Raw genomic sequence first — 25,929 nt, 5'->3', positions numbered from 1 at the left:
TCCGACTCCCCATTCCCGGCATTACAATCTCGCGATGAGTTTCCCAATCAGCGCCATCACTCTCGACCTCGACGACACGTTGTGGCCCTTTGCGCCGATCGGGGCGCGGATCGACCAGGTGTTGTACGACTGGATGCGCGAGCACAGTCCGGTCACCGCCGAGCGGTTTCCGGTGGAGGCGATGCGCGAACTGCGCGAGCGCAGCTTTGCCGACAACCCGCACCTGCATCACGATCTCAGCGCGCTGCGGCGGCTGACGCTGGAAATGGCACTGCGCGAGAGCGGTGGTGATCTGGCCTTGGTGGAGCCTGCGTATGAGGTCTTCTACGCCGCGCGCAACCAGGTGGAGTGCTACCCGGATGCGTTGGACGCGCTGGCGCGTATCGCCGCGCATGTACCGGTGGCGGCGCTCAGCAACGGCAATGCCGATCTGCAGCGCATCGGGCTGATGCATCACTTCGCGTTTCAGCTGGGCTCGCGCGAGCACGGCAGCGCAAAACCCGACCCGAGCATCTTCCTGGCCGCCTGCGCGCGCCTGGAGGTGCCACCGGCACAGGTGCTGCATGTGGGCGACCATGTGCGCATGGACGTGCTTGGCGCGCTGGATGCCGGCCTGCGCGCCTGCTGGATCAATCGCGACCGAGCACAGTGGTCGCACCCGACCCAGCAGCCGGATCTGGAGTTCGACTCCATGACCGGGCTGGCCGACTGGCTGGACGCGCAGCAACCGCATCCAGGCACCGCACACGCTGGCATCCGCCTTCCCGCCTGAGCCACTTCTGCTCGGCGCATGGCGCCGCCTCCGAGGATTTCCATGTCGCAGCTCACCGGTTTCATCGATCCCAACGCCGCAGCCCTGCCGCTGCATGTGCTCGACCGCGAAGGCTTTGCAGGTTGGTGCGCCGAGCAGCCCACGCGCGTGCTGGCGTGGGCGCAGGCGCAGCGTTTCGATGCCGCGCCGGGCAGCGTGCTGTTGCTGCCGGGCGAACACGGGCTGGCCGGCGCGGTGCTCGGGATCGGCGACCGCGCCGATGCCTACGCCTATGCGCACGCGCCGATGGCGCTGCCGCCGGCCAGCCGCTGGACGCTGGCCAGCGCGCTGAGCGAGAGCGAGCAGGCGCTGCTGCACCTGGGCTGGGGCCTGGGCGCGTACCGCTTCTCGCGCTACCGCAAGGTGCCGCGCGCACCGGCCGAACTGGCCGCCACACCGGCGCCGCACACGCGCGCCTTGATCCAGGCCTGCCTCCGCGTGCGCGACTGGGTCAATACCCCGACCGAAGACATGGGCCCGCAGCATCTGGAAGAGGCCGCGCGTGCAGTGGCACAACCACATGGCGCGCAGGTCGAGGCCATCGTCGGTGAGGCATTGCTGGCGCAGAACTTCCCCACCATCCACGCGGTCGGGCGTGCCTCGCACCGGGCCCCGCGGCTGATCACGCTGCAATGGGGCGACGCGGCGCATCCGCATCTGGTGCTGGTCGGCAAGGGCGTGTGCTTCGACACCGGCGGGCTGGACCTGAAACCGGCCGATGGCATGCGCAACATGAAAAAGGATATGGGCGGGGCGGCGCATGCATTGGCGCTGGCCGGCCTGGTGATGGCGCAGCAGCTGCCGGTGCGGCTGACCCTGTTGATCGCCGCGGTGGAAAACGCCGTCGGCCCGGATGCGTTCCGCCCGGGCGAAGTCATCACCACCCGCGCCGGTGTCACGGTGGAAGTGGACAACACCGATGCCGAAGGCCGCCTGGTGCTGTGCGATGCGCTGAGCTACGCCACCGAGCAGCGCCCCGATCTGATCCTGGATTTCGCAACGCTCACCGGCGCCGCACGCATCGCCCTAGGGCCGGACCTGCCCGCGCTGTTCGCCAACGACGATGCGCTGGCGCAGGCCTGGTTGAACGCCGGCGAGCAGACCCGCGACCCGGTCTGGCGCATGCCGCTATGGCGCCCGTACCTGCGTTACCTCAACAGCCATGTCGCCGACATGGCCAACGCCGGCTCGCGCATGGCCGGCGCGGTTACCGCCGCGCTGTACCTGGAGCGCTTTGTCGCACCGGGCCAGCCGTGGGCGCATCTGGACGTCTACGCCTGGAACGACAGCGACCGCCCCGGCCGCCCGGCTGGCGGCGAGGCACTGGCGTTGCGCTCGGCTTACGCGATGCTCGAGCAGCGTTACGGCGGCTGAGGCCGGCTGACAGCACGGCCTCAACAAACTCGCCTTCGTCGACGCGTGAAGTGATGTCGACGATGGCAGCGACGTCGATCGGATTAAAGTGCGTGATCAGCCCACGCCGCGTTCACGGCTCGCAACCATGCACACCGACCATCCCGACTGGTCCTTGCCCGCCCACCGTCGCGGGACCTTACGCGGCATGGATGGCCGCGTAAGAGCTTACATGGACATACTTGCAGCGTGCCCCGCGAGGGTGCGCGGGCAAGGGGCCTGCAGCAAACCCGCAGATCATCCGCTCCACAACCGATGCATCCACTCTGTTCGATTACCTCCAAAGGCGAGCGAGCGCTCGAGCTTCAGCGTCGTTTGACTATCCCCAAGCCGAGCGGGTCGATGGCGTAGTGCCTTGAGCACGCTGCGCCATTGCCCGTCATCTGGATCATTCATCGACCGCTTTGGTCGCGGCATCACACACCAGACGCACTGGAGCGTGGACTATGCGCCCACGGGTCGTGCCGGTGCCGCAGGTTGGGCGGGGTGGCGACCACGGTGCCACACGCCTCACCGCATCGACTCTTTGCCGCATTGCCACCGGAGCCAGCCATGAACTTGCCACCTCCCGCTCCACCCCCGCAGCGCGCACGCGTTGTGGCGCCATTGCTCGGTATCGCCGCGATTGCCGGCGGTATCGCGGTGGCGTTCGCCTGGACCGCCGGCTGGATCGGTGGCGACCGGCTCACTGCCGCGCGCATGACCGACACCATCGAAGCCAGCGGGCCGCCGCATCCGGGCTTTCGCCGCGCGCACACCAAGGGCGTGTGTGTGAGCGGGGAGTTCAAGGCCAGCGGCAAGGCCACCTGGCTGTCGTCGGCACGCATCTTCAGCCAGGCCAGCACGCCGGTGCTCGGGCGCATGTCGATCGGCGGCGGTGATCCGCATGGCGCCGACGGCGCGGCGCGCGTACGCAGCATGGCATTGCTGCTGCGCAGCGACGACGGGCAGGAATGGCGCACCGCGATGAACAGTTTTCCGTTCTTCGTAGTGGCCACGCCGGCCGGTTTTCAGGCCTTGAATGTGGCCTCCAGGCCGGACCCGGCCACCGGCAAGCCCGATCCGGCCAAGCTGGCCGCGTTCGGCAAGCAGTATCCGGAAGCGGCCAAGTTCCAGCAGTGGGCCAAGACCGCGCCGTGGTCCAACAGCTGGGCCAACACCCAATACAACGGGGTGAATGCGTTCCGCGCGATTGCGGCCGATGGACGCGAGCGCTACATCCGCTGGTCGATGCGTCCGCATACGCCGTTCAAGGAGCTCAGCGCCGAGCAGCGCGCGCAGGCCGATGGCGATTTTCTCGCCACCGACCTGGACACGCGCCTGGCGCAGGGTCCGCTGCGCTGGGACATGGTGCTGACCGTGGCCGAGCCTGGAGATGCGGTGGACGATCCCTCGCAGCCATGGCCGGAAAGCCGCAAGCAGATCGTGGCCGGCACGGTGTCGATCGGTCATGCCGAACCGCAGGCCACCGGCCCGTGCCGCGATCTGAATTACGACCCGCTGATCCTGCCCAAGGGCATCGCCGGATCGAACGACCCGATCCTGGCGGCGCGCTCGTCGGTGTATTCGCAATCGTTCAACCGGCGCGAGCATGAGATCGCCAATGGCACAGGCAACGCCGCCACCGGCCAGGGAGCGCACCGATGAGCAGCCATTCCCACTTCAATCTGCCCGCGCGCATCCTGCACTGGTTGATGGCCGCGATGATCCTGACCATGCTGTTCGTCGGCGTGGGCATGGTGGCGTCGGTGACGCAGCGGCCGTGGTTGATCGACCTGCATCGCCCCCTGGGCATTGCGATCCTGGTTCTTGCGGTGCTGCGCCTGATCAACCGCCTGCGTCACCGCCCGCCGCCGCTGCCGGCCGACCTGCCGGCCTGGCAGAAGGCCGCCGCGATCGCCTCGCACTGGCTGCTGTATGCGTTGATGCTGGGGATGCCGTTGATCGGCTGGGCGATGCTGTCGGCCGGTGCGTATCCGATCGTGCTGTGGCCGGGTGCGAACCTGCCGCCGATCGCACCACACGATCCGGCGCTGTACGCCTGGCTGCGCAGCGCGCATGGCTGGTTGGCGTATCTGTTGTTCGCCACCGTGCTGGGGCATCTGAGCGCAGCGCTGTTCCATGCCTGGGTACGCCGGGATGGCGTGTTTTCCAGCATGGCGCGCGGGGAGCGGTCTGCGCGTTGACGGATTGGATGGGTGGGTGTTGGAAGACGTGTTGCGCTGAGTGATTTCACTGCGCGGACGTACCCTCACCCCAACCCCTCTCCCGACGGGAGAGGGGCCAGGATCTAACGCTGGCGCTTTGTCTTGGCTGCTGGCGCGGGTGCCTGGATGCCCTTGCCGGTCGCGGCCCAGTAAATACCGCCATATAAATGATCTAAATAACGCGGGTCGTTGTAGGCCTCGGCCAGATGGCCCAGCGCGGTGGCGAACACGCGGCCGCCTTCGAAGTGGTGGTACCAGGCCACCGGGTGCTGGGTGCCCATGCCCTTGGCAACCTGGCCCGGCCAGATCAGCGTGGGGTCGTAGCTGCTCTCGTCCACCGTCAGCAGCGTGACCAGGTCATCGCTGTACGGCGGATCGTATTCGTACCATTCGTCGGTCCACACCCAGCGCCTGGGCAGGCCGGCGCTGGCCGGGAAGTTGGGGTCCACCACGTCGACCATCGCGGTCTGCATGTACGGATGGGTGCGGAACGAGCGGCCGATCAGATGGTCGTACCACTCCCAGTCGCCACGCTTGATCGCAAACGCCTTGTGCACCGCCACCACGCCGCCGCCGTTGCGCACGTATTTCTGGAAGTTCGCACGTTGCGCCGGATCCAGATCGGTGGCCGGCGTGTTGAGCAGCACGATTGCCGCGTATTGCGATAGATCGCCATCAAAGGCCTTGGCATTCCACGCCCAGACCAGCTCGACATAATGCTTGCGCGCCATCGCTTCGAATTGCGGCTTGGCCACCGGGATGTAGTCGTGGTGATACTGGTTGGGAATTGCCGCCACCAGGATCTTGAACTGCTCGGCGGACGCATTGAATGCGCAGGCCAGCAGCAGACCCAACAGCCACAGAGGTTTCATGCCGTTCGCTCGGAAATCGTTCTGGCCCGGCAGTGTACCTGCGCCTGCACGGCATGCTTTGCGCATGATCTGGAATAGCTGTCCGCTGCGCCGGTGATCGAGTGATGCGTGGCAGTGCATGGCCAATGCCATCCAGCGCTGCGCCCGCTGACAGCGCAACGCGTCTGCCTCACCGGTTCACAGCCAGCCTTTCTGCCGGGCCAGCCGATACGCCTCGATGCGATTGGCCACGCCCAGCTTGCCGATGCATTCGGACAGATAGTTGCGCACCGTACCGTGCGACAACTGCAGCTGCTGCGCGATCTCGCTGGCCGAGCGCCCTTCGCCGGCCAGCCGCAACACGGTGCGCTCGCGTTCGCTCAAGGGGTCGGCTTCCACCCAGGCGTCCAGGGCCAGTTGCGGGTCGATCACCCGGCTGCCGCGCTGCACCTGACGCAGTGCGCTGACCAGTTGTTCGGCCGGCGCGTCCTTGAGCAGATAGGCAGCAACACCGGCATCCAGCGCGCGGCGCAGAAATCCCGGGCGGGCGAAGGTGGTGACGATCATCACCCGCACCGGCAGCGCCTGGCGCTGGATACGCTGGGCCAGTTCCAGGCCGGTCAGGCCGGGCATTTCGATATCGGTGATCAGCACGTCCGGCTGCAGGCGTTGCAGGTCGCGCCAGGCACTTTCGCCGTCGCCTGCGCTGCCGACCACCTCGATATCGTCTTCCAGCCCAAGCAAGGCGACCAATGCGCCACGCAACAGCGCCTGGTCTTCGGCCAACAACACCCGGATCATCGCGCGCGCTCGTATGCAGACAACGGTGGCGCACGATAGCAGCGGTGGCGCCTGCCGTGCATGGGTCGATGTGCAGTGGACGTGCGTGCGATCAGCGCGACGGTGTCACCAGCGGGACCGGCACCGGCGGCTGCGCCGGCACCGGTGTGGGCTGCGGCAACGGCACGCTGGCGCGCAGGCGCATGCCGCGCGGCAGCGCTTCCACCTCCAGCGCACCGCCCAGGCCGCGCAGGCGTGCGCGCATGCCGTCCAGGCCATTGCCGGGCACGATCACCCCGCCGCGCCCGTCGTCGCTGATGTCCAGCACTGCCTGGTCGCCGTGCGCGCGCAAACTCACGCGCACGTGTCTGGCCCGCGCATGCCGTTGCACGTTGGTGGCCGCCTCGCGCACCACCAGCGCCAGTGCGGTTTCGTGTTCCGGCGGCAATGCCAGCGTCTGCAGGTCGTGTTCCAGCACGATGCCGTCCATGTCCAGCAACACCCGCGCCGACGCCAGTTCGGCCACCAGCCCGGCCGCGCGAATGCCGGTGACCGCGCGCCGCACCTGCGCCAGGGCATCGCGCGAAATCTGCGCCACCGCATCGATCTCGCTGCGTGCCCCCTGCGGATCACGCTCGATCAGACGCGCGGCCAGATCGGACTTGAGCGCCACCAGCGACAAGGTGTGGCCGAGCAGATCGTGCAGATCGCGGCCAATCCGTTCACGCTCGGCGGTGGCCGCCAGCCGGCGCACTTCGTCCTGCGACAGGCGCAGCAATGCGTCCTTGCGTTCGTTGATGCTGTACACCGCACCGACCCCGGCCATGCCCAGCACCGACACCGGCAACCACACCAGCGATTGCAGGCGCATTCCCAGCCAGTGCGCCCAACCCAGGTAGAGCACGTTCATCACCACCAGCATCGCGAAGTGCCGCCACAGGGCATGCCGTGTGGACGGGCGCAGGCTCAGGCAGGCGAAGACGAAATAGCTGATCCCCGCCGGATACACCGGCAGCAATGCGGCACTGAGCGCACCCATCGCCCAGGCGTAGCGATACAGGGTGCCGCGCGGCGCCAGCAACATCCGCGCGTACAACAGCAGAAACACCGGATACGACAGCACGGTGCACAGCAGCCAGGTGCTGTCGTAGCCACGTGGCGAAAACACCGGCACCACGAACACCCAGCTCGACCACAGCAGATGCACGGCATCCATCCACGGCGACTGGCCCTGCGCCAGCCGTGCGGCAACCTGCGACGTGGCGGCGGGGCGAAGCCAGGCGGGCAGCGACAAGCGCATCGGGATGGGTCCGTGTGAGTGATCGGATTCTGCCACTGCCGGGCCCGGCCGGGCGCCCGATGCGGCAGCTCGCTGCGAACCGGCACGCTCATGCATCTGCGCCGCGCCCGCTCGTGGTGATCCTGCACAGCACCGACCCGGGCAATCGCGCAGGCCGACAACAGCAATGAACGCAGCGCATGGCCGATCCGGCAGTATGAGGATGCTGCAGCCTCGCGCATGCTGCAAAGCCCGGCCAGTTGCCGCTGTCATGGACGGCAGATGACAGCTGTCACTGGTGGAGGTGCCGCGACGGTCGCATGCTGCGCAGCACCTTGCAGCCGCGTCGATCACGCTACCGCTCGTCGCCCCCCTGCATTGGTGACTTCCGGCAGCTTGCGGCGCCGCCCGCGTCCGGTCACATTTCGCGCAGCATCCCGTCCCGGTTATCGATGAATACTTCTGCCGATCTGCTCAAGCAACTGCGCATCGACCGCCAGCGTCCTGCTGCCCCTGAACCTGCACGGCGCGGTGGCTGGATCATCGCCGCGGTGGTCATCGTGATCCTGTTGGCGACCGCGGCGTGGTGGTTCACCAGACGCCCAGTGATGAAGGTGCAGACCGCACCGGTGGTGGCGATCAGCGCCGGCAGCAGCAGCGCCTCGGTGCTGGACGCATCCGGCTACGTGGTGGCGCGGCGCATGGCCACGGTGTCGGCGCAGGTCACCGGCAAGGTGCGCGAGGTGATGATCGAGGAAGGCATGCGCGTCGAACAGGGCCAGGTGATGGCGACGCTGGACCCGCTGGACGCCGATGCACAGCGCACGCTGTCGGCTTCGCAACTGTCGGCCGCACGCAGCCAGGTCGACAACATGCAGGCGCAGCTGGCGGTGGCCAATGCCGATGCGACGCGCCTGCAATCGCTGGTCGGCGCGCAACTTGTGTCGCGCTCGCAATACGAGCAGGCCACTGCACAACGCGATGCCTTGCGCGCACAGCTGCAGAGTGCGCAACGCAACGTGCGCGTGGCATCGGACCAGCTGGCGATCTCGGCGATCCGCTCGGACTTCAACGTGGTGCGTGCGCCGTTTGCCGGCGTGGTCACCGCCAAGGCCGCCCAGCCCGGCGAAATCGTCTCGCCGCTGTCGGCCGGCGGCGGCTTCACCCGCACCGGCATCGGCACCATCGTGGATATGGAATCGCTGGAGATCGAAGTGGAAGTGGGCGAGTCCTACATCGGCCGCGTGCAGCCGAAGATGCCGGTGGAAGCGGTGCTCAACGCCTACCCGGAATGGAAGATTCCCGGCGAGGTGATCGCGATCATTCCCACCGCCGATCGCGGCAAGGCCACGGTGAAGGTGCGCGTGGCGTTCAAGCTCAAAGACCCGCGCATCGTGCCGGAGATGGGCGTGCGGGTGAGCTTTCTGGAGCGGGCCAACACGCAAGAGGCCAGCAAGCCGCAGGGCGTGCGCGTGCCGGGTGCGGCGCTGGTCGAACGCGACACGCGCACGGTCGCGTTCGTGCTTGGCGAGCGCAACACCGTCACCGCAAGGACGGTCACTCCCGGCATGGTGATGGGCCAGGACCGCCAGGTGGTATCGGGCTTGAGTGCAGGCGACAGCGTGGTGCTGGATCCGCCGCAAGGCCTGAAAGACGGTGACACGGTGGCCGAGGCGGAAGCGGACGCTGCCGAATAACCACAACGGATATTGCAGTCAACAACGCTGGGCAGCAACGCCGCTGCGGCGAGCGCGGCGCCCATAGTGGCAGCCGGCGGCGTATGCGCTCGTTGCGCCTGGATGGCGTTGTGATCGCACACAGCGATGTCGCAATGGCGCAAGGAACGCGGTCGATCGCGATCCGCATTTGTCATTGTTCATTGCAGAACCACGCTTGGCTCGCCGCCGCCATGCGTCGTCGCCGTTTTTCACCCAGCAGTTGCGTCCGTCGTCAGCAAGCCTCGCACCGTCTTGCCGCGTTACCGTCACCGTCATCGCATCGCCGTGTTGCCGTCTCATGCCAGCGCGGTCGCCATGCTGCATCGCGCTTGCCTCTTTCCCTTGCACCGTCAGGAGTCGCCATGACCGCTCTCGTCAGCTTGCGCAACATCACCAAGACCTACCAACGCGGCCCCGAGCAGGTGCAGGTGCTGCACGGCATCGACCTGGAGATTGCCAGCGGCGACTTCGTCGCGTTGATGGGTCCGTCCGGTTCGGGCAAGACCACCTTGCTCAACCTGATCGGCGGCCTGGACAGCCCCAGCGGTGGCGAGATCGAGATCCAGGGTGAGCGCATCGACCGCATGAGCGGCGGCCAGCTCGCGACCTGGCGTAGTCACCACGTCGGCTTCGTGTTCCAGTTCTACAACCTGATGCCGATGCTCACCGCGCAAAAAAATGTGGAACTGCCGTTGCTGCTCACCGCGCTCACCGCCGCGCAGCGCAAGCGCAATGCGGAAATCGCGCTGACCCTGGTCGGCCTGCAGGAACGCCGCAACCACAAGCCCAGCGAACTGTCCGGCGGCCAGCAGCAACGCGTGGCGATTGCGCGCGCGATCGTGTCCGATCCCACCTTCCTGATCTGCGACGAACCCACCGGCGACCTGGATCGCCACAACGCCGAGGAGATCCTGCGCCTGCTGCAGGAACTCAATCGCGAACACGGCAAGACCATCGTGATGGTGACCCACGACCCCAAGGCCGCCGAGTACGCCACCCATACCATCCATCTGGACAAGGGCGAGCTGGCCGACGCGCCGCTTGCGCTCTAACGGAGTGATGCCATGAAGTATCTCTCGCTGGTGTGGGCGCAGTTGTTCCGCAGCAAGACGCGCACCTTGTTGACCTTGCTGTCGGTGGTGGCGGCATTCCTGCTGTTCGGCATGCTCGATTCGGTGCGCGTGGCCTTCACCGCCGGCGGCAATGTCAGCGGCGTGAACCGCCTGGTGGTGGCCTCGCGCCTGTCGATCACCCAGTCGCTGCCGATCAGCCTGGAGCCGCAGATCCGCAGCGTGCCGGGCGTGCGCGATGTGACCTCGGCGATGTGGTTCGGCGGGATCTACCGCGACCCGAAGAACTTCTTCCCGAACTTTTCGGTGGCGCCGAATTTCTTCGACGTCTACAGCGAGTACGAGTTGCCCAGGGAGCAGCTGAAGGCATTCCAGACCACGCGTACCGGCGCCATCGTCGGCGAGACCCTGGCCAAGGCCAATGGCTGGAAGATCGGCGACACCATTCCGCTGCAGGCCACCATCTTTCCGCGTGGCGGCAGCAACGACTGGCCGCTGCAACTGGTCGGCATCTTCCGCATGAAAGACCGCGCGGTGGCGGCCAACCAGGAGCGCCAGTTGATGATGAACTGGAAATACTTCGACGAGTCCAACGACTACATCAAGAGCAAGGTCAGCTGGTACACGGTGACGCTGGCCAACGCCGACCAGGCCTCGCGCGTGGCGCAGGCCATCGATGCGTTGTCGGCCAACTCCGATCACGAAACCAAGTCGCAGACCGAATCGGCGTTCCAGCAGGCCTTCATCAAGCAGTTCGCCGATATCGGCCTGATCGTCACCTCGATCATGGCCGCGGTGTTCTTCACCTTGCTGCTGCTGACCGGCAACACCATGGCGCAGGCGGTGCGCGAGCGCATTCCGGAACTGGCCACGCTCAAGACGCTGGGCTTTCAGGACCGCACGGTGTTGAGTCTGGTGATGGTCGAATCGGTGCTGTTGATCGGGCTGGGCGGGCTGATCGGCATGGGCCTGGCAGCGCTGGTGATCCCGCTGGTGGCCGCGCGCAGCGGCGGGGTGATGCCGGTGCAGAGCGTGCCGCTGCAGACCTGGTTGGTCGGGCTGGGCCTGATGGCCGGCATCGGCATCGTGGTGGGTGTGCTGCCGGCGCGACGCGCGCAGCGCTTGAAGATCGTCGATGCCCTCGCCGGCCGCTGACAGGAGCATGCAGATGCAAACCAAATGGAAGAACCGTTTCGTCAATCTGCTGTCGGTCGTGGCGCTGGCCGCCGGGCTGGGTGTGTGGATCGCATTGCCCTGGATCGGCGTGCTGGTCATCGCAGCGTTGCTGGCGGTGTGGCTGCTGGCCACACGCAGCGGCCGGCTGTCACTGGCCGCCGCACGTATCGGCATCGCCACGCTGCCGCAACGCTGGGGTGCCAGCTCGGTGATCGTGGTCGGCATCGCCGGTGTGGTCGGGGTGCTGGTGGCGATGCTGGCGATGGGCCAGGGCTTCCAGGCCACGCTCAACAGCACCGGCGACGACACCACCGCCATTGTGTTGCGCGGCGGCTCGCAGGCCGAGACCAACTCGGTGATCACGCGCGAGCTGGTGCCGCTGGTCAGCAGCCTGCCCGGCATCGCCGCCGATGCCAGGGGCCGCCCGCTGCTGTCGCCGGAGCTCTCGCAAGTGGTCAACATCGCCTCCAAGTCCGATGGCACCGACGTCAACGCGCAGGTGCGTGGCGTGGGCGAACAGGCCTGGGCGGTGCACGCCAAGGTCAGGCTGGTGCAGGGCCGGCGCTTCACCACCGGCCTGCGCGAGATCGTGGTCGGCAAGGGCGCATTGAATCAGTTCCGTGGCTTGGAGCTGGGCAGGACGCTCACCCTCGGCAGCCAGCAATGGACCGTGGTCGGCGTGTTCGCCTCCGGCGATGCGCACGATTCGGAGCTGTGGACCGACGCGCAGACGCTGGCCACCACCTACAACCGCAGCGCCTATCAGTCGATCAGCGTACGCACCACCGGCAAGGCCGGTTTCAGCCAGTTCAAGACCGCCATGGCAGCCGACCCGCGGCTCAAACTGGATGTGGAAACCACCCGCGCCTACTACGGCAAACAGGGCGGCGGCTTGAACAGGTTGATCAGCGTGCTGGGCACGGTGATCGGCGCGATCATGGCGGTGGGCGCGGTGTTCGGCGCGCTCAACACCATGTATGCGGCAGTGGCCACGCGGGCGCGCGAGATCGCCACGATGCGCGCGATCGGCTTTCGCGGCACGCCGGTGATCATGGCGCTGATGCTGGAGACCATGCTGCTGGCGCTGCTGGGCGGCTTGCTCGGTGGCCTGATCGCCTGGGCCATCTTCAATGGCTACAGCGTGTCCACGCTGGGCAGCAACTTCAGCCAGATCGTGTTCCAGTTCAAGGTCTCGCCGGAGCTGTTGTGGAGCGGGCTGAAATGGGCGCTGGGCATTGGCCTGGTCGGCGGGCTGTTTCCGGCCTTGCGTGCAGCGCGCTTGCCGATCACGACGGCCTTGCGTGAGGTGTAGCGCGGGCCTTGGCCCGCCGGGAATCGGGAATCGGGAGTGGGGATTCGTGACAGCCAAAGCGGAGCAAGTGCGCTGCTGCGGCTGAACCTAGTGCAGGCTGTCATCGTTTTGTCACTGCAGTGCGGTAGATGCGCGGGCGGGCGGACCTTAGGCTGCTCGGCCGTTGCATCCATCGATCGTGCCCATGACGCGCCTGATTCTGCTGGCCTGCGCCTGCCTGTGGCTGGCCGGCTGTTCTTCGTCCTCCACCTCGCTCAGCGAACGCCTGGTTGCGCCCGGTGGCACTTCGCCGTTGCTGGATGCCGAGCGCATTGCCGCCACCATCGCCACGGTGCCCAACCGCAGCGGGCATGTGGTCACGCGCGACCAGGTGCCGATCTTCTGGCGCGCGATCGACCCCGGCCAGTACGCCATGCACTACCGCTATCTCGGCCAGCGCCACGATCCGGCGCATGCGCTGGATGTGGATTTCAGTTTCAAGGTGCCCACCGCCCCCCCGCCGACGCCGCGCGGCACCGTGGTGCTGTTGCATGGCTGGATGATGGATGGCGATTCGCTGCTGCCGTGGTCGCTGGAACTGGCCCAGGCCGGCTACCGGGTGATCACCATCGACCTGCGCAACCACGGCCATTCCGGCGGCGGTCCGTCCGGCTACGGCACGCGCGAATCCGACGACGTCATCGATGTGCTCGATGCGCTGCAGCCGCGCGGCGAGATCCGCGGCCCGCTGTACCTGTTCGGCATTTCCTACGGCGCCGCCACCGCGCTGTTCACCGCCGACAAGCTCGGGCCGCGCGTGACCGGCGTGGTGGCGATGGAGTCCTTCGCCAACGCCGGGCGCGGCATTCGCGACATGGTGCCGCACCTGCTCGCCAGCCAACCGAACGGCTGGCGCGGGCAGGCGGTGGCCGCGTATGCGCGCTGGCGCTATGCCGACCAGGATCTCGATGCGGTAATCGCTGCCGCCGACCGCCAGCTGCAGCTGGATCTGGACCACGTCGATGTCGCGCACGCCCTGGCCGACACCCGCAGCTGCGTGCTGCTGGTGCATGGCGATGCCGATCAGCACATCCCGGTGGCGCATGGACGTGCGCTGGCGCTGGCCAGCCCGCGCGCGCACTACGTCGAGCTGCCCGGCGAAACCCATCTGAGCCTGCCGCTACGACTGGATCTGCTGGGCGGGCCGATCGACCAGTGGCTGGCGCAGACGCAGCAGGATCCGAACCACTGCCCTGCCCCGCAGGCACTGCCGACCTCCACGCTCGCGGTGGCGGCACCGGCATCGGCGCCGCGCGGCTGAGGGCGGCCGACAAGAACCTCGCGCGGTCGGCAGGCCGGAGCTGACCGTACGCTCTCAGCCTGCGTGTGTGAGGGACATGCCGATTGCGGGCAGCGACCACGCCCGCATGGCACCGAGCGTAGTGCTCTGCTGGTCGCCCTGCATCCAGACGGGAAGTGGCCCGGCGGCAGGCTGCACGGAGCGCGCAACCGCATTGCTGCCCGCCACGTGACGCCGTCGCTGCGCGCTCACCCCGAGCGCGCACCACCGATGCTTACGGCACCGCCACAGCCGGCCGCCGCGACCGCCACACGCTATCGCCGACGAACAGCAGCAGCCCGACCCAGATCGCGGCAAACCCGATCGCGCGCCCCTGATCGAACGGCTCGTGGAAGAACCACACGCCCAGCAGCAACTGCAGGCTCGGCGCGATGTACTGCAGGATGCCCACCAACGACAGCGGAATCCGCCGCACGCCATACGCAAACCCGATCAGCGGCACCGCGGTCAACACGCCGCCGAAGATCAGCAACAGATCGGTGCGCAGGTCCCAGCCGCTCAGGAAGGCACCGCCGTGGCCCTGCTCGCCCCAGCCCGCCAGCAGCAGTGCCGGCACGAACAGATACACGCTTTCCACGCCCAGCCCGGCCACCGGATCCACCGCCACCAGCTTGCGCAGCAGGCCGTAGGCACCGAACGAGAGCGCCAGCCCCAGCGCGATCCACGGCGGTGCACCGGCATCCAGGGTCAGCCACAGCACGCCCACCGCCGCGCACACCACCGCCACCCATTGAATGCGCTGCAGGCGTTCCTCCAGCACCAGCACGCCCAGCAACACGCTCAGCAGCGGATTGATGAAATAGCCCAGGCTGGCCTCGATCACATGCCCGGCGTTGATCGCCCAGATGTACAGGCCCCAGTTGAACGCGATCGCCACGCTGCTGCCGGCCAGCATCCACAGCGCGCGCGGCTGCGTGGCGACAGCGCGCCACCAGCGCAGGCCCGAGGTGGCCAGCAACCACACCACCACCAGCAACGCACTCCAGACGATGCGGTGCGCGATGATCTGCAGCGACGGCACCGCCTTGAGCAGATGCCAGTACAGCGGCACCAGGCCCCAGATCACGAAGGTCGATGCGGTGATCAGCAGTCCGCGGCGTGCCTCGATCGGCGAAACCACCGTCATCGCCGCGCCTTTGCCAGCGTCACCACCAGCACGCCGGACAGGATCACCGCCATCGCGCCGATGTCGTGCGCGCTGAAACGCTCATGCCCCAGCCAGGCGCCCAACGCCACCGCAATCACCGGGTTGACGTAGGCGTAGCTGCCGGCCAACGCCGGGCGCACGTGATGCAGCAGCCACACGTAGGCGGTGAACGCCACGATCGAGCCGAACACGCACAGGTAGGCCACGGCCAGCAGCCCCTGCGGGGTCGGCAGGCGCTGTGGGCGTTCGCCGATCAGCAGGCCGGTGCCGACCAGCAACACGCCGCCGCACAGCATCTGCCCGGCGGCGGTCATGAACGGCGACGGCAGGTCGCGTCCGCGCGACCACACCGAGCCGAATGCCCAGCCGATCGGCGCAATCAGCAATAACACCAGCCCGCCCGGCGTGGCGGTCAGGCTGCTGCCGGCATTGAGCCAGACCACGCCCAGAAAGCCGACCACGATGCCCAGCCATTCGCCACGGCTGGCGTGCTGCCCGCGCACGGCGCCGAACAAGGCCATCCACAGCGGCACCGACGCCACCGACGTGGCGGCCAGGCCGGACGAGACGCTGCGCTCGGCCAGCACCACCATGCCGTTGCCCAGCAACAGCAGGGCCGCGCCCATCATCGCCACGTTCTTCCACTGCGCAGGTGTCGGCGCGGCCACACCACGCCAGCGCAACACCGCATACAACACCGTGCCGGCCACGATGAAACGCGTCCCGGACACCATGGTCAGCGGCAGCGCGCCGCCTTCCAGCGCAAAGCGGATCGCCAGATAGGTCGAGCCCCAGACCACATAGACCAGCAACAAAGCGACAACGACCAGGCCGCTGCGCGCAGGCACAGCAGCATCGTGTGAAGAGGACATCGGAGATTGCCAAGTGCAGCAGAAGCTTCAATTCTAGATCACCTGCCCACGCCAACGGCTACGCGCTCAGGCGCCTGCCGCGTTATGGTGCGCAGTGATCCCCGGCTCGGAGTGCCCATGCAGCGTCACGTCACCTGGTTGACCTTTGCCGCCCTGACCGTGCTATCGGCCAGTGCGTCTGCGCGCGTCCCCGAACCCTGGGAACCCAGCGGGCGCAAACTGCTCGAGGCCGGGCTGGACGGTTCGTTGGCGCCGGAAATCGCGCCCGAACAAACCGAACTCAAGGTCATGCTCTCGGCAAACCGCGCCGGCGCCTACCTGCTAGGCGTCGCCAGCAGCAGCTACCGCACGCACTGGTGCATGCCGGCCGGCAAAAGCGGCCCGCCGGATCTGCAGGCGATCATCGCCGATATCGGCGCGCTGCCGGATGCGCGCCTGGACGAGGCCGCACCCGCATTGATCGTACAGGCGCTGGCCAAGCGCTATCCGTGCCGCAAGTAGCGGGCGGTCGCCAGAAGCCAGCTCGACACACCGCCATGCAATGGCCGGATGTGGTGCACATGCGCCGCGCGAATCACTCGGCGCGCCGGCTTGGACGCACCAGGCGTTTGAACACCGCTGGCCTTACTTGCGCGCGGCATCGCTGCTGGCGCGGATCGCCTTGAACTCCGAACCGTCCTGCCAGCTCGGCCACTGCCGGCCGTTGGCCAGCGCCACGCCCACGTCGTAGACCAGGGTGGTGTCGGCCGCGTGGCCGCTGGCGTCCCATTGCGGGGTCCAGCGGTCGCAGGGCTGGTGATAGCACTCGGCAAAGTACTTGTCGCGCAGCGCCTTGCCGGCCGCCACGCCGCCTTCGAGCATGTCCAGACCGGGCCCTGCGGTGATCGCCGGCACGCCCATGCGCGCAAAGGCGAAATGGTCGGCGCGGTAGAAGAAGCCCGCTTCCAGATTCGGGTCCGGCGAATAGCTGCGGCCGCGCGCCTTGGCCGCGGTTTCCAGATCGCCTTCCAGCGACACCCGTCCGCGTCCCCACGAGGCGATATCGCGGGTGGGGCCATCGGGGCTGAACATTTCCATGTTGAGCACCGCCACGGTCTTGTCCAACGGCGCCAGCGGATGGGCGGCGTAGTAATTGGCGCCGAGCAGGCCCTTCTCTTCCGCCGTCAACGCGATGAAGTACAGCGTGCGCTGCGGCTTGGGGCCGGCGGCAAACACGCGTGCCAGCTCCAGCACGCTGGCCACGCCGGTGGCGTTGTCCACCGCGCCACGACGTACCGTGTCGCCGCCGGCATCGGCCTTGCCCACGCCGAACGCATCCCAGTGCGCGGAGAAGATCACCGTCTCGTCCGGATGCTGGCTGCCGGTGAGCTTGGCCACCACGTTGTGCGTGACCACGCGCTCGCGCTTGAGCTTGAAGTCCACCGACAGCGTCGCATCGCCCAACGCCATCGGTGCAAAGTCGCGCTGCTGCGCGCGCTGCTTGGCCTGCGCAAAATCCAGCCCGGCGCGCTGGAACAGCGACGCCGCCAATGCCTGCTGCATCCAGCCACGTACCGGTACGTGCTGCGCCTTTGCATCGGCGTCGCTGCGTTCGATATCGAACAACGGCGACAGGCCCGAACTCTGCACCGTCGCCCAGCCGTACGCGGCCGGCGCAGTCTCATGCACGATCAACACGCCGGCGGCGCCGCGACGCGCGGCCTCTTCGTACTTGTAGGTCCAGCGGCCGTAGTAGGTCACCGCCTTGCCATCGAAGGCGCTCGGCTGGCTGGATTCAAAGTCGGCATCGTTGATCAGCACCACCGCGATCTTGCCGCGCAGGTCCACGCCCTTGTAGTCGTCCCACTGCCGCTCCGGCGCGCTGATGCCGTAGCCCACGAACACCAGCGGTGCATTCTTCAAGCGCACCGCGTCCTGTGGACGGAGGCTCTGCAAGGTCACATCGCTGCCATTGACCAGCGCCTGGGTCTTGCCGCCGACACGCAGGCTGGCGCGCACCGGGCCGTCCACCTGCGCGCGTACCAAGGGCACCGCCTGGGTCCAGCCGCCCTGCTCGCCACCCGGCTGCAGGCCGCCGGCCTTGAACTGCTCGACCAGGTAATCGACCGTGCGCTGCTCGCCGGCACTGGCCGGCGCACGGCCCTCGAACTCATCCGATGCCAGCAGGCGCACATGCCGCGACAGCGCTTCGGCATCGATGCCGCCACCGGGCAGATCGTTGGCGGCCTGCGCCACGCCTCCCACGAACAGGCAGGCGGACAACAACAGGATGCGCATCGGATTCACGGCGTGGCCTTGCAACAGATAGATGACACACAGTTTACAAGCGCGCGCCCGCCACGGGACAGCAGACACGCCTTGCATACGCAACCTGCAACCTCTCGCCTGCCACCGCAAGCCGAACAACACGCTTTCAAGAAAGCAACCTGCAAACGGTCTGGTGCGGTGTCCTCGCCGGTTGCGGGACCGTGGCAGCATGGATGCCGCCACGAGCCCCCACGGACGGGTTCACGGCGTGCCCCGCAAGCGGCGAGGGCGCCGCACGCTCGACTGACTCGGCCTTTGACTGCAGCCACGCGAGGCTACGACTCGCGACAGCGTTCGCCTGGTGAGGCGTTACCCGCTCCAGGCGCGCTAATTCGTACGCGTCGCGCGGTCCAGCCAGCAGGCCAGGCCCTGCGCATTGAGTTCGATATCGGTACCCAGCAACTGCGCCACGCGCGCATCGTCCAGGCGGCAGCCATGCAGGCGGGCGCGCTGCAGATACAGGTCGGTCAGCGCCTCCACCATGCAGCGATGGCGATCGGCGCGCTGCGCGCAAGCGAGCGCGATGGCGGTCATCGCATGGATCTGCTCGACCAGCGCCTGCGCCAGCGGTGCCGGCGATTCGACCCGGCCGTAATGGGTGAGATACATCGCCTGCGGCGCGGCCTCCATCAGCCGCGCGATCGACTGCAGCATCGCCTCCGGCTCGAACTGCACCGGCGAGGAGGTCGGCAGGATAAAGGCGCCTTGCGCGCTATCAAGCTGGCGATACGACAGGCCGAAGGTGTCGCCAGTGAACCAGCTGCGGCTGCGCGCATCCCATACGCACAGATGATGCCGCGCGTGGCCGGGCGTCTCGATGGTGCGCAGCGCGCGCTCGCCCAGCATCACGGTCTGTCCGTCGGCCGCTTCCACCACGCGCTCGGCCGGTACCGGCACGATCGCGCCGTAGCTGCGCGCCATTTCCGCCTCGCCGTACACCGCCGTGGCACCGGCAATCAGCCGGGTCGGATCGATCATGTGCGGCGCGCCGCGCGGATGCACCAGTACCCGCGCATTGGGCAGGTGCTGCAGCAAGGCACCCGCACCGCCGGCGTGATCCAGATGCACATGGGTCAGGATCAGCCAGTCCACCTGCGCAGGCGTCAGCCCGGCCGACTGCAACGCGGCCAGCATCTGCGGCACCGACAGCGAAGTGCCGCAATCGACGAAGGCACCCCGTTGCGCCTCGACGATCAGGTACGCCGCATCGAACTGCACACCGCCAAAGCCGGTGTCGATGGTCTGGATGCTGGAATCGGCAATCGCTGTCATTGCTCCTCCACGGCTATGCGAGAGGCCCCAGTCTAGCCATGGGTTCCACGCATGTCGTTACGCCTCGCGCAACACGCGCAGCGCCGCCAGGATCAACTCCGCCTCCACCTGCGCATGCACGCCCGGCAATTGCAGGTCGCTGCCCTGCTCGGCCTGTTTCAGCCGCGCGATCAGCTGGCCCGCATCGCGTGGCGAGGCGAAGCCATCGCTGTGCAGCAGCAACGCGCCCGCGCCATCGGTCAACTTGAAATAGAACTGCCCATCGCTCTCGCGGTACTGCTTGAACACCGGCGGTGCGCTCTTCTCGCCCACCGCCGGCGCGGCCGCATCGCCCTGGCTGGACAGGTCGCGCAGGCCCACCGCAGCACGCAGCTCGGCCAGGAACGGCGTGGCGTAGCGTGCGCGCAGACGTGCGCCACCGGCGCGCAGAATCGCCTCGATCTTGCCCGGCTCGGCCATCAACGCGTCATAGCGCGTGCGCAGCGGTGCGATCTCCTGATCGATCCGCTCGAACAGCTGCTGCTTGGCATCGCCCCAGCCGATACCATCGGCAAAGGCCTGCGCAAAGGCGGCCGTTTCCTGCGGCGTGGCAAAGGCCTGGTACAACTGGAACAACGCCGACCCCTGCGTGTCCTTGGCCTGGCCCGGTGCGCGCGAATCGGTGAGGATGGAGAACACCAGCTTGCGCAGTTCCTCGCGCGGGGCGAACAGCGGAATCGTGTTGCCGTAGCTCTTGCTCATCTTGCGGCCATCCAGACCCGGCAAGGTCGAGACCTGCTCATCGATCACCGCCTCGGGCAGGGTGAAGAAGTCGCGGCCATACACGTGGTTGAAGCGCTGGGCGAAATCGCGCGCCATCTCGATATGCTGGATCTGGTCGCGTCCCACCGGCACCTTGTGCGCGTTGAAGATCAGGATGTCTGCGGCCATCAGCACCGGATACATGAACAAGCCGGCGGTCACGCCCGCGTCCTCGTCCTCGCCATCGGCGCGATTCTTGTCCACCGCCGCCTTGTAGGCATGCGCACGGTTGAGGATGCCCTTGCCGGCCACGCAGGTCAGCAACCACAGCAACTCGGTGGTTTCCGGCACATCGGACTGGCGATAGAACCACACCGTTTCCGGGTCCAGGCCGCAGGCCAGCCAGCTGGCGGCGATCTCCAGCGTGGAGCGTTGCGTCCGCGCCGGGTCCTGCGCCTTGATCAGGCTGTGCAGGTCGGCCAGGAAGTAGAAGCTCTCCGCATCGGCCGCCGCACTGGCCTGGATGGCCGGGCGGATCGCACCGACGTAATTGCCCAGATGCGGGGTGCCGGAGGTGGTGATGCCGGTAAGGACGCGAGTGGTCATCTGCGTAAGGCCAGGGAGTCAGCACGCAAGTTTAGCGTTTCCGCGCCCCTGGCATGGACGCAACCGCGTTGGATGCCTGCTGCCGCCTGCGCCGGCGGCAGACGCGCAACGGGCCGCATCAAGCGGCCCGTCGTGTGCAATGCGCCGTCACCACTGTCTCATCGCGGTGGCTGGACGCAGTGAAGCGACACCGTCAGGTGTCGTCGCGCAGCGACTTCTCGAAGGCGCGCACCTCGGTCTGGGCACGATCACGGTCCCAGCCATAGCGCTCCTGGAGCTTGCCCTGCAGATACTCGGCATTGCCTTCGGCCACCTTGAAATCGTCGTCGGTGAGGTCGCCCCACTTGGCCTGCGCCTTGCCCTTGAGCTGGGTCCACTTGCCGGAAATGATGTCAGTGTTCATTGCGTCGACTCCGCTGATGCGGCCGCGATTGACCGTATGCGCAGCTTGCCCCCGGCCCCGTTCGCCGCGGATCAAAAGCCGTCAAACCCGTACTCACCGCACTGAACGGTTGCCTGCGCTTGCGGCGCACCTTGTTCGCATGGGCTGTGCCCTCACACCTCATCGCAGCCCTGCGTGCGCAGAACGTCGGACAAAAAAAACGGGCCTTGCGGCCCGTTCTTTCTGCATGCAGCGCTCGATTACTTGCGCGCAGCGTCTTCCACCTTCTCGCCGGCGCCCTGCACGTCCTTGCCGGCACCTGCGACGGTGTTGCAACCCGACAGCATACCGACCGACAACACCGACAGCACCAGCAGCACAATTGCACGCTTCATAACAGACTCCTTCGTGGGTAAAGCGGCGGCTTGCCGCAGATCAATCAAATCAAACAACGATCAAACAAGACTCAAGGATCAGCACCTACCGTCACTGCAATTGTCGGCCTTCTTCTCGACCTTCTCGCCCGCGCCCTGCATGTCCTTGCCGGCGCCAGCCATGGTGTTGCAGCCAGTCATCACGCCGGCCGAAAACAGGCCCAGTACCATCAGTGTCAGCAGTCGCTTCATCGGTCTTCCTCAGTTCTGCGTTCGGTGCAGACGCACCATCTCTGGCGACAAATCTGACTGCGCGGCCGTGGATTTGATGTGAACGTGGCGTGCTGCGTTCAGCGATCGATCAATCTCGCATCAGTGTCGACTTGCCGAACAGGCTCTCGACCAGATCCACCGCCAGCTCCGCGGTGGCATTGCGGTTGTCCAGCACCGGGTTGAGTTCAACGATGTCCAGCGACCCCATGCGCCCGGTATCGGCGATCATCTCCATCACCAGCTGCGCCTCGCGGTAGTTGGGTCCCCCCGGCACGGTGGTGCCCACGCCTGGCGCGATGCTCGGGTCCAGGAAATCCACATCGAAGCTCACATGCAGATGGGTTTCCTCGCTCATGCCCTGCAAGGCGGTCTCCATGGTGCGCTTCATGCCGGCCTCGTCGATGTAGCGCATGTCGTAGACATCGATGCGGTGCTGCTTGATCAGGCGCTTCTCCTCCGGGTCCACCGAACGGATGCCGATCTGCCGCACCTGCTCGGGCAGCAGCGCCGGCGCACTGCCGCCCAGGTGGGTCAACGCCTGCGGACCCAGCCCGCACAGGCAGGCCACCGGCATGCCGTGCACATTGCCCGACGGCGTCACCTCGCTGGTATTGAAGTCCGAGTGCGCATCCAGCCACAGCACCCGCAACGGGCGTTGCTGCTCGCGGCAGTACCTGGCCACGGCGGTGATCGAACCGATGCCCAGGCAGTGGTCGCCACCAAGCATGATCGGCATGCGCCCGGCGCGCAGCTGCGCATAGCTGGCCTCCATCAGCACCTGGTTCCAGGCCACCACTTCGTCCAGGTGCCGGTAGCCGGCCTGCGGGGCCTGCCAGGGATTGCGGGGGCCATCCAGATTGCCCAGATCGCGCACCTCCACGCCGCGGCCGATCAAGGCCTCCTGCAACCCGGCGATGCGCAGCGCCTCCGGCCCCATCCGCGCACCACGGTGGCCGGCACCGATGTCGGTGGGAACGCCAATCAGGGAAACCGGCACGTACTGCGTCGCCATGCATTGCTCCAGCATCGAGAAAGCGCTGCAGTCTAGTCGCCGGCCCGCGCGCTGACGCGCGGCAGCGCAGCACGACGCACGCCGTGCGTCCCATCACGCAATCGCATCTGCCACTGCAGCAATCGAAAGTGCGGCCGATAGTGCGTAGCGGGCAGTCGTCGAACCGGCTCGGGCAGCAGGCGCAACACCGCCGCGTCGGCGTGATGCAGCCCGGCGAACCAGCGCCATCGGCCGCGTCCGCTTGGGGCGGCAACGGCGTCCCGACGGCCGCTTCAGGTGACGTGGTTGGGCAGTTTGTGGCGTATTCGCGCTTTGCCGAATGTGCTTGCCTGACCGCACAGTTAAGACATTGAGGGTGCTATGACGATGACAAAACGTGCCGATGCTACTGTTCGCCCGCCAGCGCGGGACCCGGTGTCATCGACAGGGTCCTTCATCGCGCAGCGCGTTTCGTACAGGGGAGGATTTCATGCCGCATAACGCCGTCAACCAGGTCGTCAAGGCTGCCGTGGGCGAGATCGCGCGGGCGACGCATCACTACGATCTGCAGCGCATCGGGCGCGAGTTCGCGCAGACCATCGAGCGCGAGCGGGGCATCCGCCTGTTGATGCTGTCCACCGCCGACGGGCGTGCCATCGCCGAACACTCCAGCCTGGATGTGGACGGTCGCCGTCTGGCGGCCATGGCCAATTCGTTCCTGACCCTGGGCGAGACGCTGGCGCGCGAATCCAGCCTGAGCGAAGCCGACTACGCCACCATCAGTACGCGTGGCGGGCAGCTGGTGCTGATCCGCATTCGCGCCGACAGACCATTGACGCTCACTGCGGTGGGCGGCAGCGACATCAATGCCGCGGCGCTGTTGTTCAACACGCGCGACTGCGCCGGCCGTCTGGCTGCGGCGCTGGCACAGCCGGCGAACTGAGCGTTTGGCATCGTTCGTGCTTGTGCCAATGCACCCATTTCTCATCGCTCGTAAGGACGACCCGTGTCAAAACTCAATCTGGAACACCTGCATTCGATCGCCGGCTTCGTCGGCGCCGCCCTGGTCGATAGCGACAGCGGCATGGCGCTGGGCATGACCGGCGGCACCGATCTCAACCTGGAACTTGCCGCGGCCGGCAATACCGAAGTGGTGCGTGCCAAGCGCCGTATCGCCGAGCAGCTCGGTCTGAACGACACCATCGAAGACATCCTGATCACCCTGGCGCGTCAGTACCACCTGCTGCGTCCGCTGGAGAGCAACGGCACCTTGTTCCTGTACGTCGTGCTGGATCGCGCCAAGGCCAATCTGGCCATGGCCCGCCACGAGCTCAAGGCGTTCGAGAAGACCCTGGACTTCGGTTGATGCCACACCGGCGGCGCGCACGCGTCGCCTGCCCGGCCTGCCGGCTTGTCCCGGCAGGCACCGCACTTTCAAAGCGCCGACGCGGCGCCCTGTCATGACCACACCCATTCACGCCATGCGGGTCGCCACGGCCGGCCTGGACCTGCTGCACACCACGCGCCTGAAACTGGCGTGCTCGTTGTTGCTGGCCGAACGCATCGACGTGCAGCTGGGGCAATGGCCGCAACATACCGCCGAGGTGGTGGTGCTGGGGCTGGAAAGCGCCGACGGCCTGGCCGCCTGGCAGGCCTTGCAGGGGCAACCCGTGCGTGTGCTGGTGGTGTCGCGGACACCGGTGGGCGGCGCATGGCTCAAGCACGGCGCCACCGTGCGCGAACTCAACGAACAGATGCGCCTGCTGCTGTCGTCCTCCGATCACGCGCAGGTCGCCGAGCCGGCATTGCTGGTCCGCCATTGCCGCGGCGAGTTCGGTACCGCTGCGGTGCTGTTGCGCCATGCACACCTGCAGGTGCGCGTGGATCCGGCCAACGGCTGCGTGCAGCTTCCCGCCGGCATTGCGTTGCCGGAGCTGGTCGCAGCACTGGATCGCCCCGGCTGGCAGGTCGTACCGGACACCGCCGATAGCGCATTGACCCAACGTCTTTCGTTCGAGGCGCTGTATTTCGCCCTGCCCGAGCACCTGCGCCCCGCGCTGCCGGCGGTCGAACCCAGCCACGCGTTGCAGCTGCGCCAATGGCCGGAGCTGAGCGCCGAGACCAGTTCACCGGCGCGGCTACTGGCCATTGCCCACCTGCATGCGCGTCCGTGGCGCCCGCAGGCGCTGGCCAAGGCTTGCAAGCTACCGCTGCAAACGGTGGAATGCCTGTTCGCCGCGGCACTCGCCAGCGGCCTTGCCCAGACCGCGGAGATTCCCGTGCCTGCAACGCAGCCCCGCCCGGACAGCAGCAACTCCCGGTTTCTCTCCTGGGTCGCACGTCGCTTTGGCCTCTCTCTCTTTCAGGCGCAGTCATGAGTCTTCCGGCCAACAAACTGGTGTTCGTTGGCGGCATGGGCGCCGGCAAGACCACCGCCGTGCGTGCCATTTCCGACGTGGAGCCGGTCAGCACCGAGATGCCGCTCAGCCAGGATGCCTACGGCGACAAGACCTACACCACGGTCGCGCTGGACTACAGCTCGATCGAACTGGAAGACGGCGAGTTGCTGCACGTCTACGGCGTGCCGGGGCAGAAGTACCTGGATTTCATGTGGCCGCTGGTGTGCGACGGCGCCTTGGGCGTGATCGTGCTGGTCAGCGCGCGTGATCCGCAGATGCGCGATGCCACCGTGGCCTTGCTGCGCGAGTTTTCGCAGATCGCACCTGCGGCAAGCCTGGCGGTGGGCATCACCATGACCGACGAAATGCAGGACTTTTTGCTGCCGCCGTTCCGCGACGCATTGGTGGCCGAAGGCTTCCGCATCCCGGTCATGCGCGTGGATGCGCGCTCGGCCACCCAGATCACGTTCCTGGTGAAGTCGCTGCTGTCCTATCGTTACACCTCGGCAACCAGCTGACCGGCCATGCGCCTAGCGCATGCCGAGGCGGGCGGCGCAAAGACAAGACGAGGCGCGAGACAAAACAAGGAATCCGGTCACGACGGTGCCT

26 protein-coding genes are annotated in these 25,929 nt (G+C 67.1%); 14 read left to right on the top strand and 12 right to left on the bottom strand.

What is annotated here, in order from left to right:
• Positions 1-34 precede the first annotated feature (34 nt).
• The 4 genes from EO141_RS13735 to EO141_RS13720 all read left to right on the top strand — a co-directional run bounded on the left by EO141_RS13735 (position 35) and on the right by EO141_RS13720 (position 4,410).
• Complete coding sequence (locus EO141_RS13735; protein ID WP_127169467.1) at positions 35-772, top strand: HAD family hydrolase; 738 nt, start codon at positions 35-37, stop codon at positions 770-772.
• Positions 773-814: 42 nt separating this feature from the next.
• Positions 815-2,185, top strand: coding sequence for a leucyl aminopeptidase family protein (locus EO141_RS13730; protein ID WP_104649957.1), 1,371 nt, complete (start codon positions 815-817; stop codon positions 2,183-2,185).
• A gap of 591 nt (positions 2,186-2,776) precedes the next feature.
• Complete coding sequence (locus EO141_RS13725; RefSeq protein WP_127169466.1) at positions 2,777-3,871, top strand: catalase family peroxidase; 1,095 nt, start codon at positions 2,777-2,779, stop codon at positions 3,869-3,871.
• Positions 3,868-4,410: a cytochrome b gene (locus EO141_RS13720; protein WP_127169465.1), complete on the top strand. Its 543-nt coding sequence runs from the start codon at positions 3,868-3,870 to the stop codon at positions 4,408-4,410. The genes EO141_RS13725 and EO141_RS13720 overlap by 4 nt, the downstream gene beginning before the upstream one ends.
• 104 nt (positions 4,411-4,514) lie before the next feature.
• Here EO141_RS13720 and EO141_RS13715 read toward each other — a convergent pair whose 3' ends face one another.
• The 3 genes from EO141_RS13715 to EO141_RS13705 form a co-directional block, all read right to left on the bottom strand.
• Positions 4,515-5,303: a ThuA domain-containing protein gene (locus EO141_RS13715; RefSeq protein WP_127169464.1), complete on the bottom strand. Its 789-nt coding sequence runs from the start codon at positions 5,301-5,303 to the stop codon at positions 4,515-4,517.
• Between the two features lie 177 nt (positions 5,304-5,480).
• A complete protein-coding gene (locus tag EO141_RS13710; protein WP_127169463.1) occupies positions 5,481-6,083 on the bottom strand; it encodes a response regulator transcription factor in 603 nt (200 codons plus the stop codon).
• 91 nt (positions 6,084-6,174) lie between these two features.
• The gene (locus EO141_RS13705; RefSeq protein ID WP_127169462.1) at positions 6,175-7,362 is read right to left on the bottom strand and encodes a sensor histidine kinase; all 1,188 of its coding nucleotides are present in this window, start codon (positions 7,360-7,362) and stop codon (positions 6,175-6,177) included.
• A 431-nt stretch (positions 7,363-7,793) separates the two neighbouring features.
• On the opposite strand from EO141_RS13705, the gene EO141_RS13700 reads away from it, so the two are divergent.
• The 5 genes from EO141_RS13700 (at position 7,794) to EO141_RS13680 (ending at position 13,917) form a co-directional block, all read left to right on the top strand.
• Entirely contained in the window at positions 7,794-9,038 is a 1,245-nt protein-coding gene (locus tag EO141_RS13700; RefSeq protein WP_164739211.1) for an efflux RND transporter periplasmic adaptor subunit, read from the top strand.
• Between the two features lie 383 nt (positions 9,039-9,421).
• Positions 9,422-10,111 carry an ABC transporter ATP-binding protein gene (locus EO141_RS13695; RefSeq protein ID WP_104584264.1) on the top strand — a complete coding sequence of 230 codons (690 nt, stop codon included), beginning with the start codon at positions 9,422-9,424 and terminating at the stop codon, positions 10,109-10,111.
• 12 nt (positions 10,112-10,123) lie between these two features.
• Positions 10,124-11,284 carry an ABC transporter permease gene (locus EO141_RS13690; protein WP_127169461.1) on the top strand — a complete coding sequence of 387 codons (1,161 nt, stop codon included), beginning with the start codon at positions 10,124-10,126 and terminating at the stop codon, positions 11,282-11,284.
• 7 nt (positions 11,285-11,291) lie between these two features.
• Complete coding sequence (locus EO141_RS13685) at positions 11,292-12,617, top strand: ABC transporter permease (protein ID WP_164739210.1); 1,326 nt, start codon at positions 11,292-11,294, stop codon at positions 12,615-12,617.
• Positions 12,618-12,801: 184 nt separating this feature from the next.
• Positions 12,802-13,917 carry an alpha/beta fold hydrolase gene (locus tag EO141_RS13680; protein ID WP_104584260.1) on the top strand — a complete coding sequence of 372 codons (1,116 nt, stop codon included), beginning with the start codon at positions 12,802-12,804 and terminating at the stop codon, positions 13,915-13,917.
• A gap of 253 nt (positions 13,918-14,170) precedes the next feature.
• Here EO141_RS13680 and rarD read toward each other — a convergent pair whose 3' ends face one another.
• Both rarD and yedA read right to left on the bottom strand, forming a co-directional pair.
• Positions 14,171-15,082 (bottom strand): EamA family transporter RarD, encoded by a 912-nt coding sequence (gene rarD, locus EO141_RS13675; RefSeq protein WP_127169460.1) that lies wholly within the window; start codon positions 15,080-15,082, stop codon positions 14,171-14,173.
• Positions 15,079-15,975: a drug/metabolite exporter YedA gene (yedA, locus tag EO141_RS13670; RefSeq protein WP_126943101.1), complete on the bottom strand. Its 897-nt coding sequence runs from the start codon at positions 15,973-15,975 to the stop codon at positions 15,079-15,081. Before yedA ends, rarD begins: the two co-directional genes overlap by 4 nt.
• 117 nt (positions 15,976-16,092) lie before the next feature.
• On the opposite strand from yedA, the gene EO141_RS13665 reads away from it, so the two are divergent.
• Positions 16,093-16,476, top strand: coding sequence for a Rap1a/Tai family immunity protein (locus tag EO141_RS13665; RefSeq protein ID WP_232087887.1), 384 nt, complete (start codon positions 16,093-16,095; stop codon positions 16,474-16,476).
• A gap of 123 nt (positions 16,477-16,599) precedes the next feature.
• On the opposite strand, the gene EO141_RS13660 is transcribed toward EO141_RS13665, so the two are convergent.
• From EO141_RS13660 to rocF, 7 genes are all read right to left on the bottom strand, one after another.
• Positions 16,600-18,294 carry a M28 family metallopeptidase gene (locus EO141_RS13660; RefSeq protein WP_164739224.1) on the bottom strand — a complete coding sequence of 565 codons (1,695 nt, stop codon included), beginning with the start codon at positions 18,292-18,294 and terminating at the stop codon, positions 16,600-16,602.
• A gap of 315 nt (positions 18,295-18,609) precedes the next feature.
• Positions 18,610-19,554, bottom strand: coding sequence for an MBL fold metallo-hydrolase (locus EO141_RS13650; RefSeq protein ID WP_104584250.1), 945 nt, complete (start codon positions 19,552-19,554; stop codon positions 18,610-18,612).
• Positions 19,555-19,611: 57 nt separating this feature from the next.
• Positions 19,612-20,901 (bottom strand): tryptophan--tRNA ligase, encoded by a 1,290-nt coding sequence (locus EO141_RS13645; RefSeq protein WP_104584248.1) that lies wholly within the window; start codon positions 20,899-20,901, stop codon positions 19,612-19,614.
• A 193-nt stretch (positions 20,902-21,094) separates the two neighbouring features.
• The gene (locus EO141_RS13640; RefSeq protein WP_016904514.1) at positions 21,095-21,304 is read right to left on the bottom strand and encodes a CsbD family protein; all 210 of its coding nucleotides are present in this window, start codon (positions 21,302-21,304) and stop codon (positions 21,095-21,097) included.
• A gap of 239 nt (positions 21,305-21,543) precedes the next feature.
• A complete protein-coding gene (locus tag EO141_RS13635; protein ID WP_016904515.1) occupies positions 21,544-21,678 on the bottom strand; it encodes an entericidin A/B family lipoprotein in 135 nt (44 codons plus the stop codon).
• 78 nt (positions 21,679-21,756) lie between these two features.
• Positions 21,757-21,909 carry an entericidin A/B family lipoprotein gene (locus EO141_RS13630; protein WP_127169457.1) on the bottom strand — a complete coding sequence of 51 codons (153 nt, stop codon included), beginning with the start codon at positions 21,907-21,909 and terminating at the stop codon, positions 21,757-21,759.
• Positions 21,910-22,018: 109 nt separating this feature from the next.
• Positions 22,019-22,942, bottom strand: a complete 924-nt coding sequence (gene rocF, locus EO141_RS13625) for an arginase (RefSeq protein WP_127169456.1) — start codon at positions 22,940-22,942, stop codon at positions 22,019-22,021.
• A gap of 469 nt (positions 22,943-23,411) precedes the next feature.
• On the opposite strand from rocF, the gene EO141_RS13620 reads away from it, so the two are divergent.
• The 4 genes from EO141_RS13620 (at position 23,412) to EO141_RS13605 (ending at position 25,838) form a co-directional block, all read left to right on the top strand.
• Complete coding sequence (locus EO141_RS13620) at positions 23,412-23,864, top strand: roadblock/LC7 domain-containing protein (protein ID WP_127169455.1); 453 nt, start codon at positions 23,412-23,414, stop codon at positions 23,862-23,864.
• 63 nt (positions 23,865-23,927) lie between these two features.
• A complete protein-coding gene (locus EO141_RS13615; protein WP_016904518.1) occupies positions 23,928-24,287 on the top strand; it encodes a hypothetical protein in 360 nt (119 codons plus the stop codon).
• A 94-nt stretch (positions 24,288-24,381) separates the two neighbouring features.
• Entirely contained in the window at positions 24,382-25,299 is a 918-nt protein-coding gene (locus EO141_RS13610; RefSeq protein WP_126942414.1) for a hypothetical protein, read from the top strand.
• Positions 25,296-25,838 carry a GTPase gene (locus EO141_RS13605; protein ID WP_016904520.1) on the top strand — a complete coding sequence of 181 codons (543 nt, stop codon included), beginning with the start codon at positions 25,296-25,298 and terminating at the stop codon, positions 25,836-25,838. Before EO141_RS13610 ends, EO141_RS13605 begins: the two co-directional genes overlap by 4 nt.
• The last annotated feature ends 91 nt before the right edge of the window (positions 25,839-25,929 follow it).

It is taken from the genome of Xanthomonas sp. BRIP62415, from assembly GCF_003993515.1.
Taxonomy (GTDB): Bacteria; Pseudomonadota; Gammaproteobacteria; order Xanthomonadales; family Xanthomonadaceae; genus Xanthomonas; species Xanthomonas euroxanthea.
Note: the sequence above shows the minus strand (reverse complement) of the source record. Positions and strands in the feature narration are given on the sequence as shown.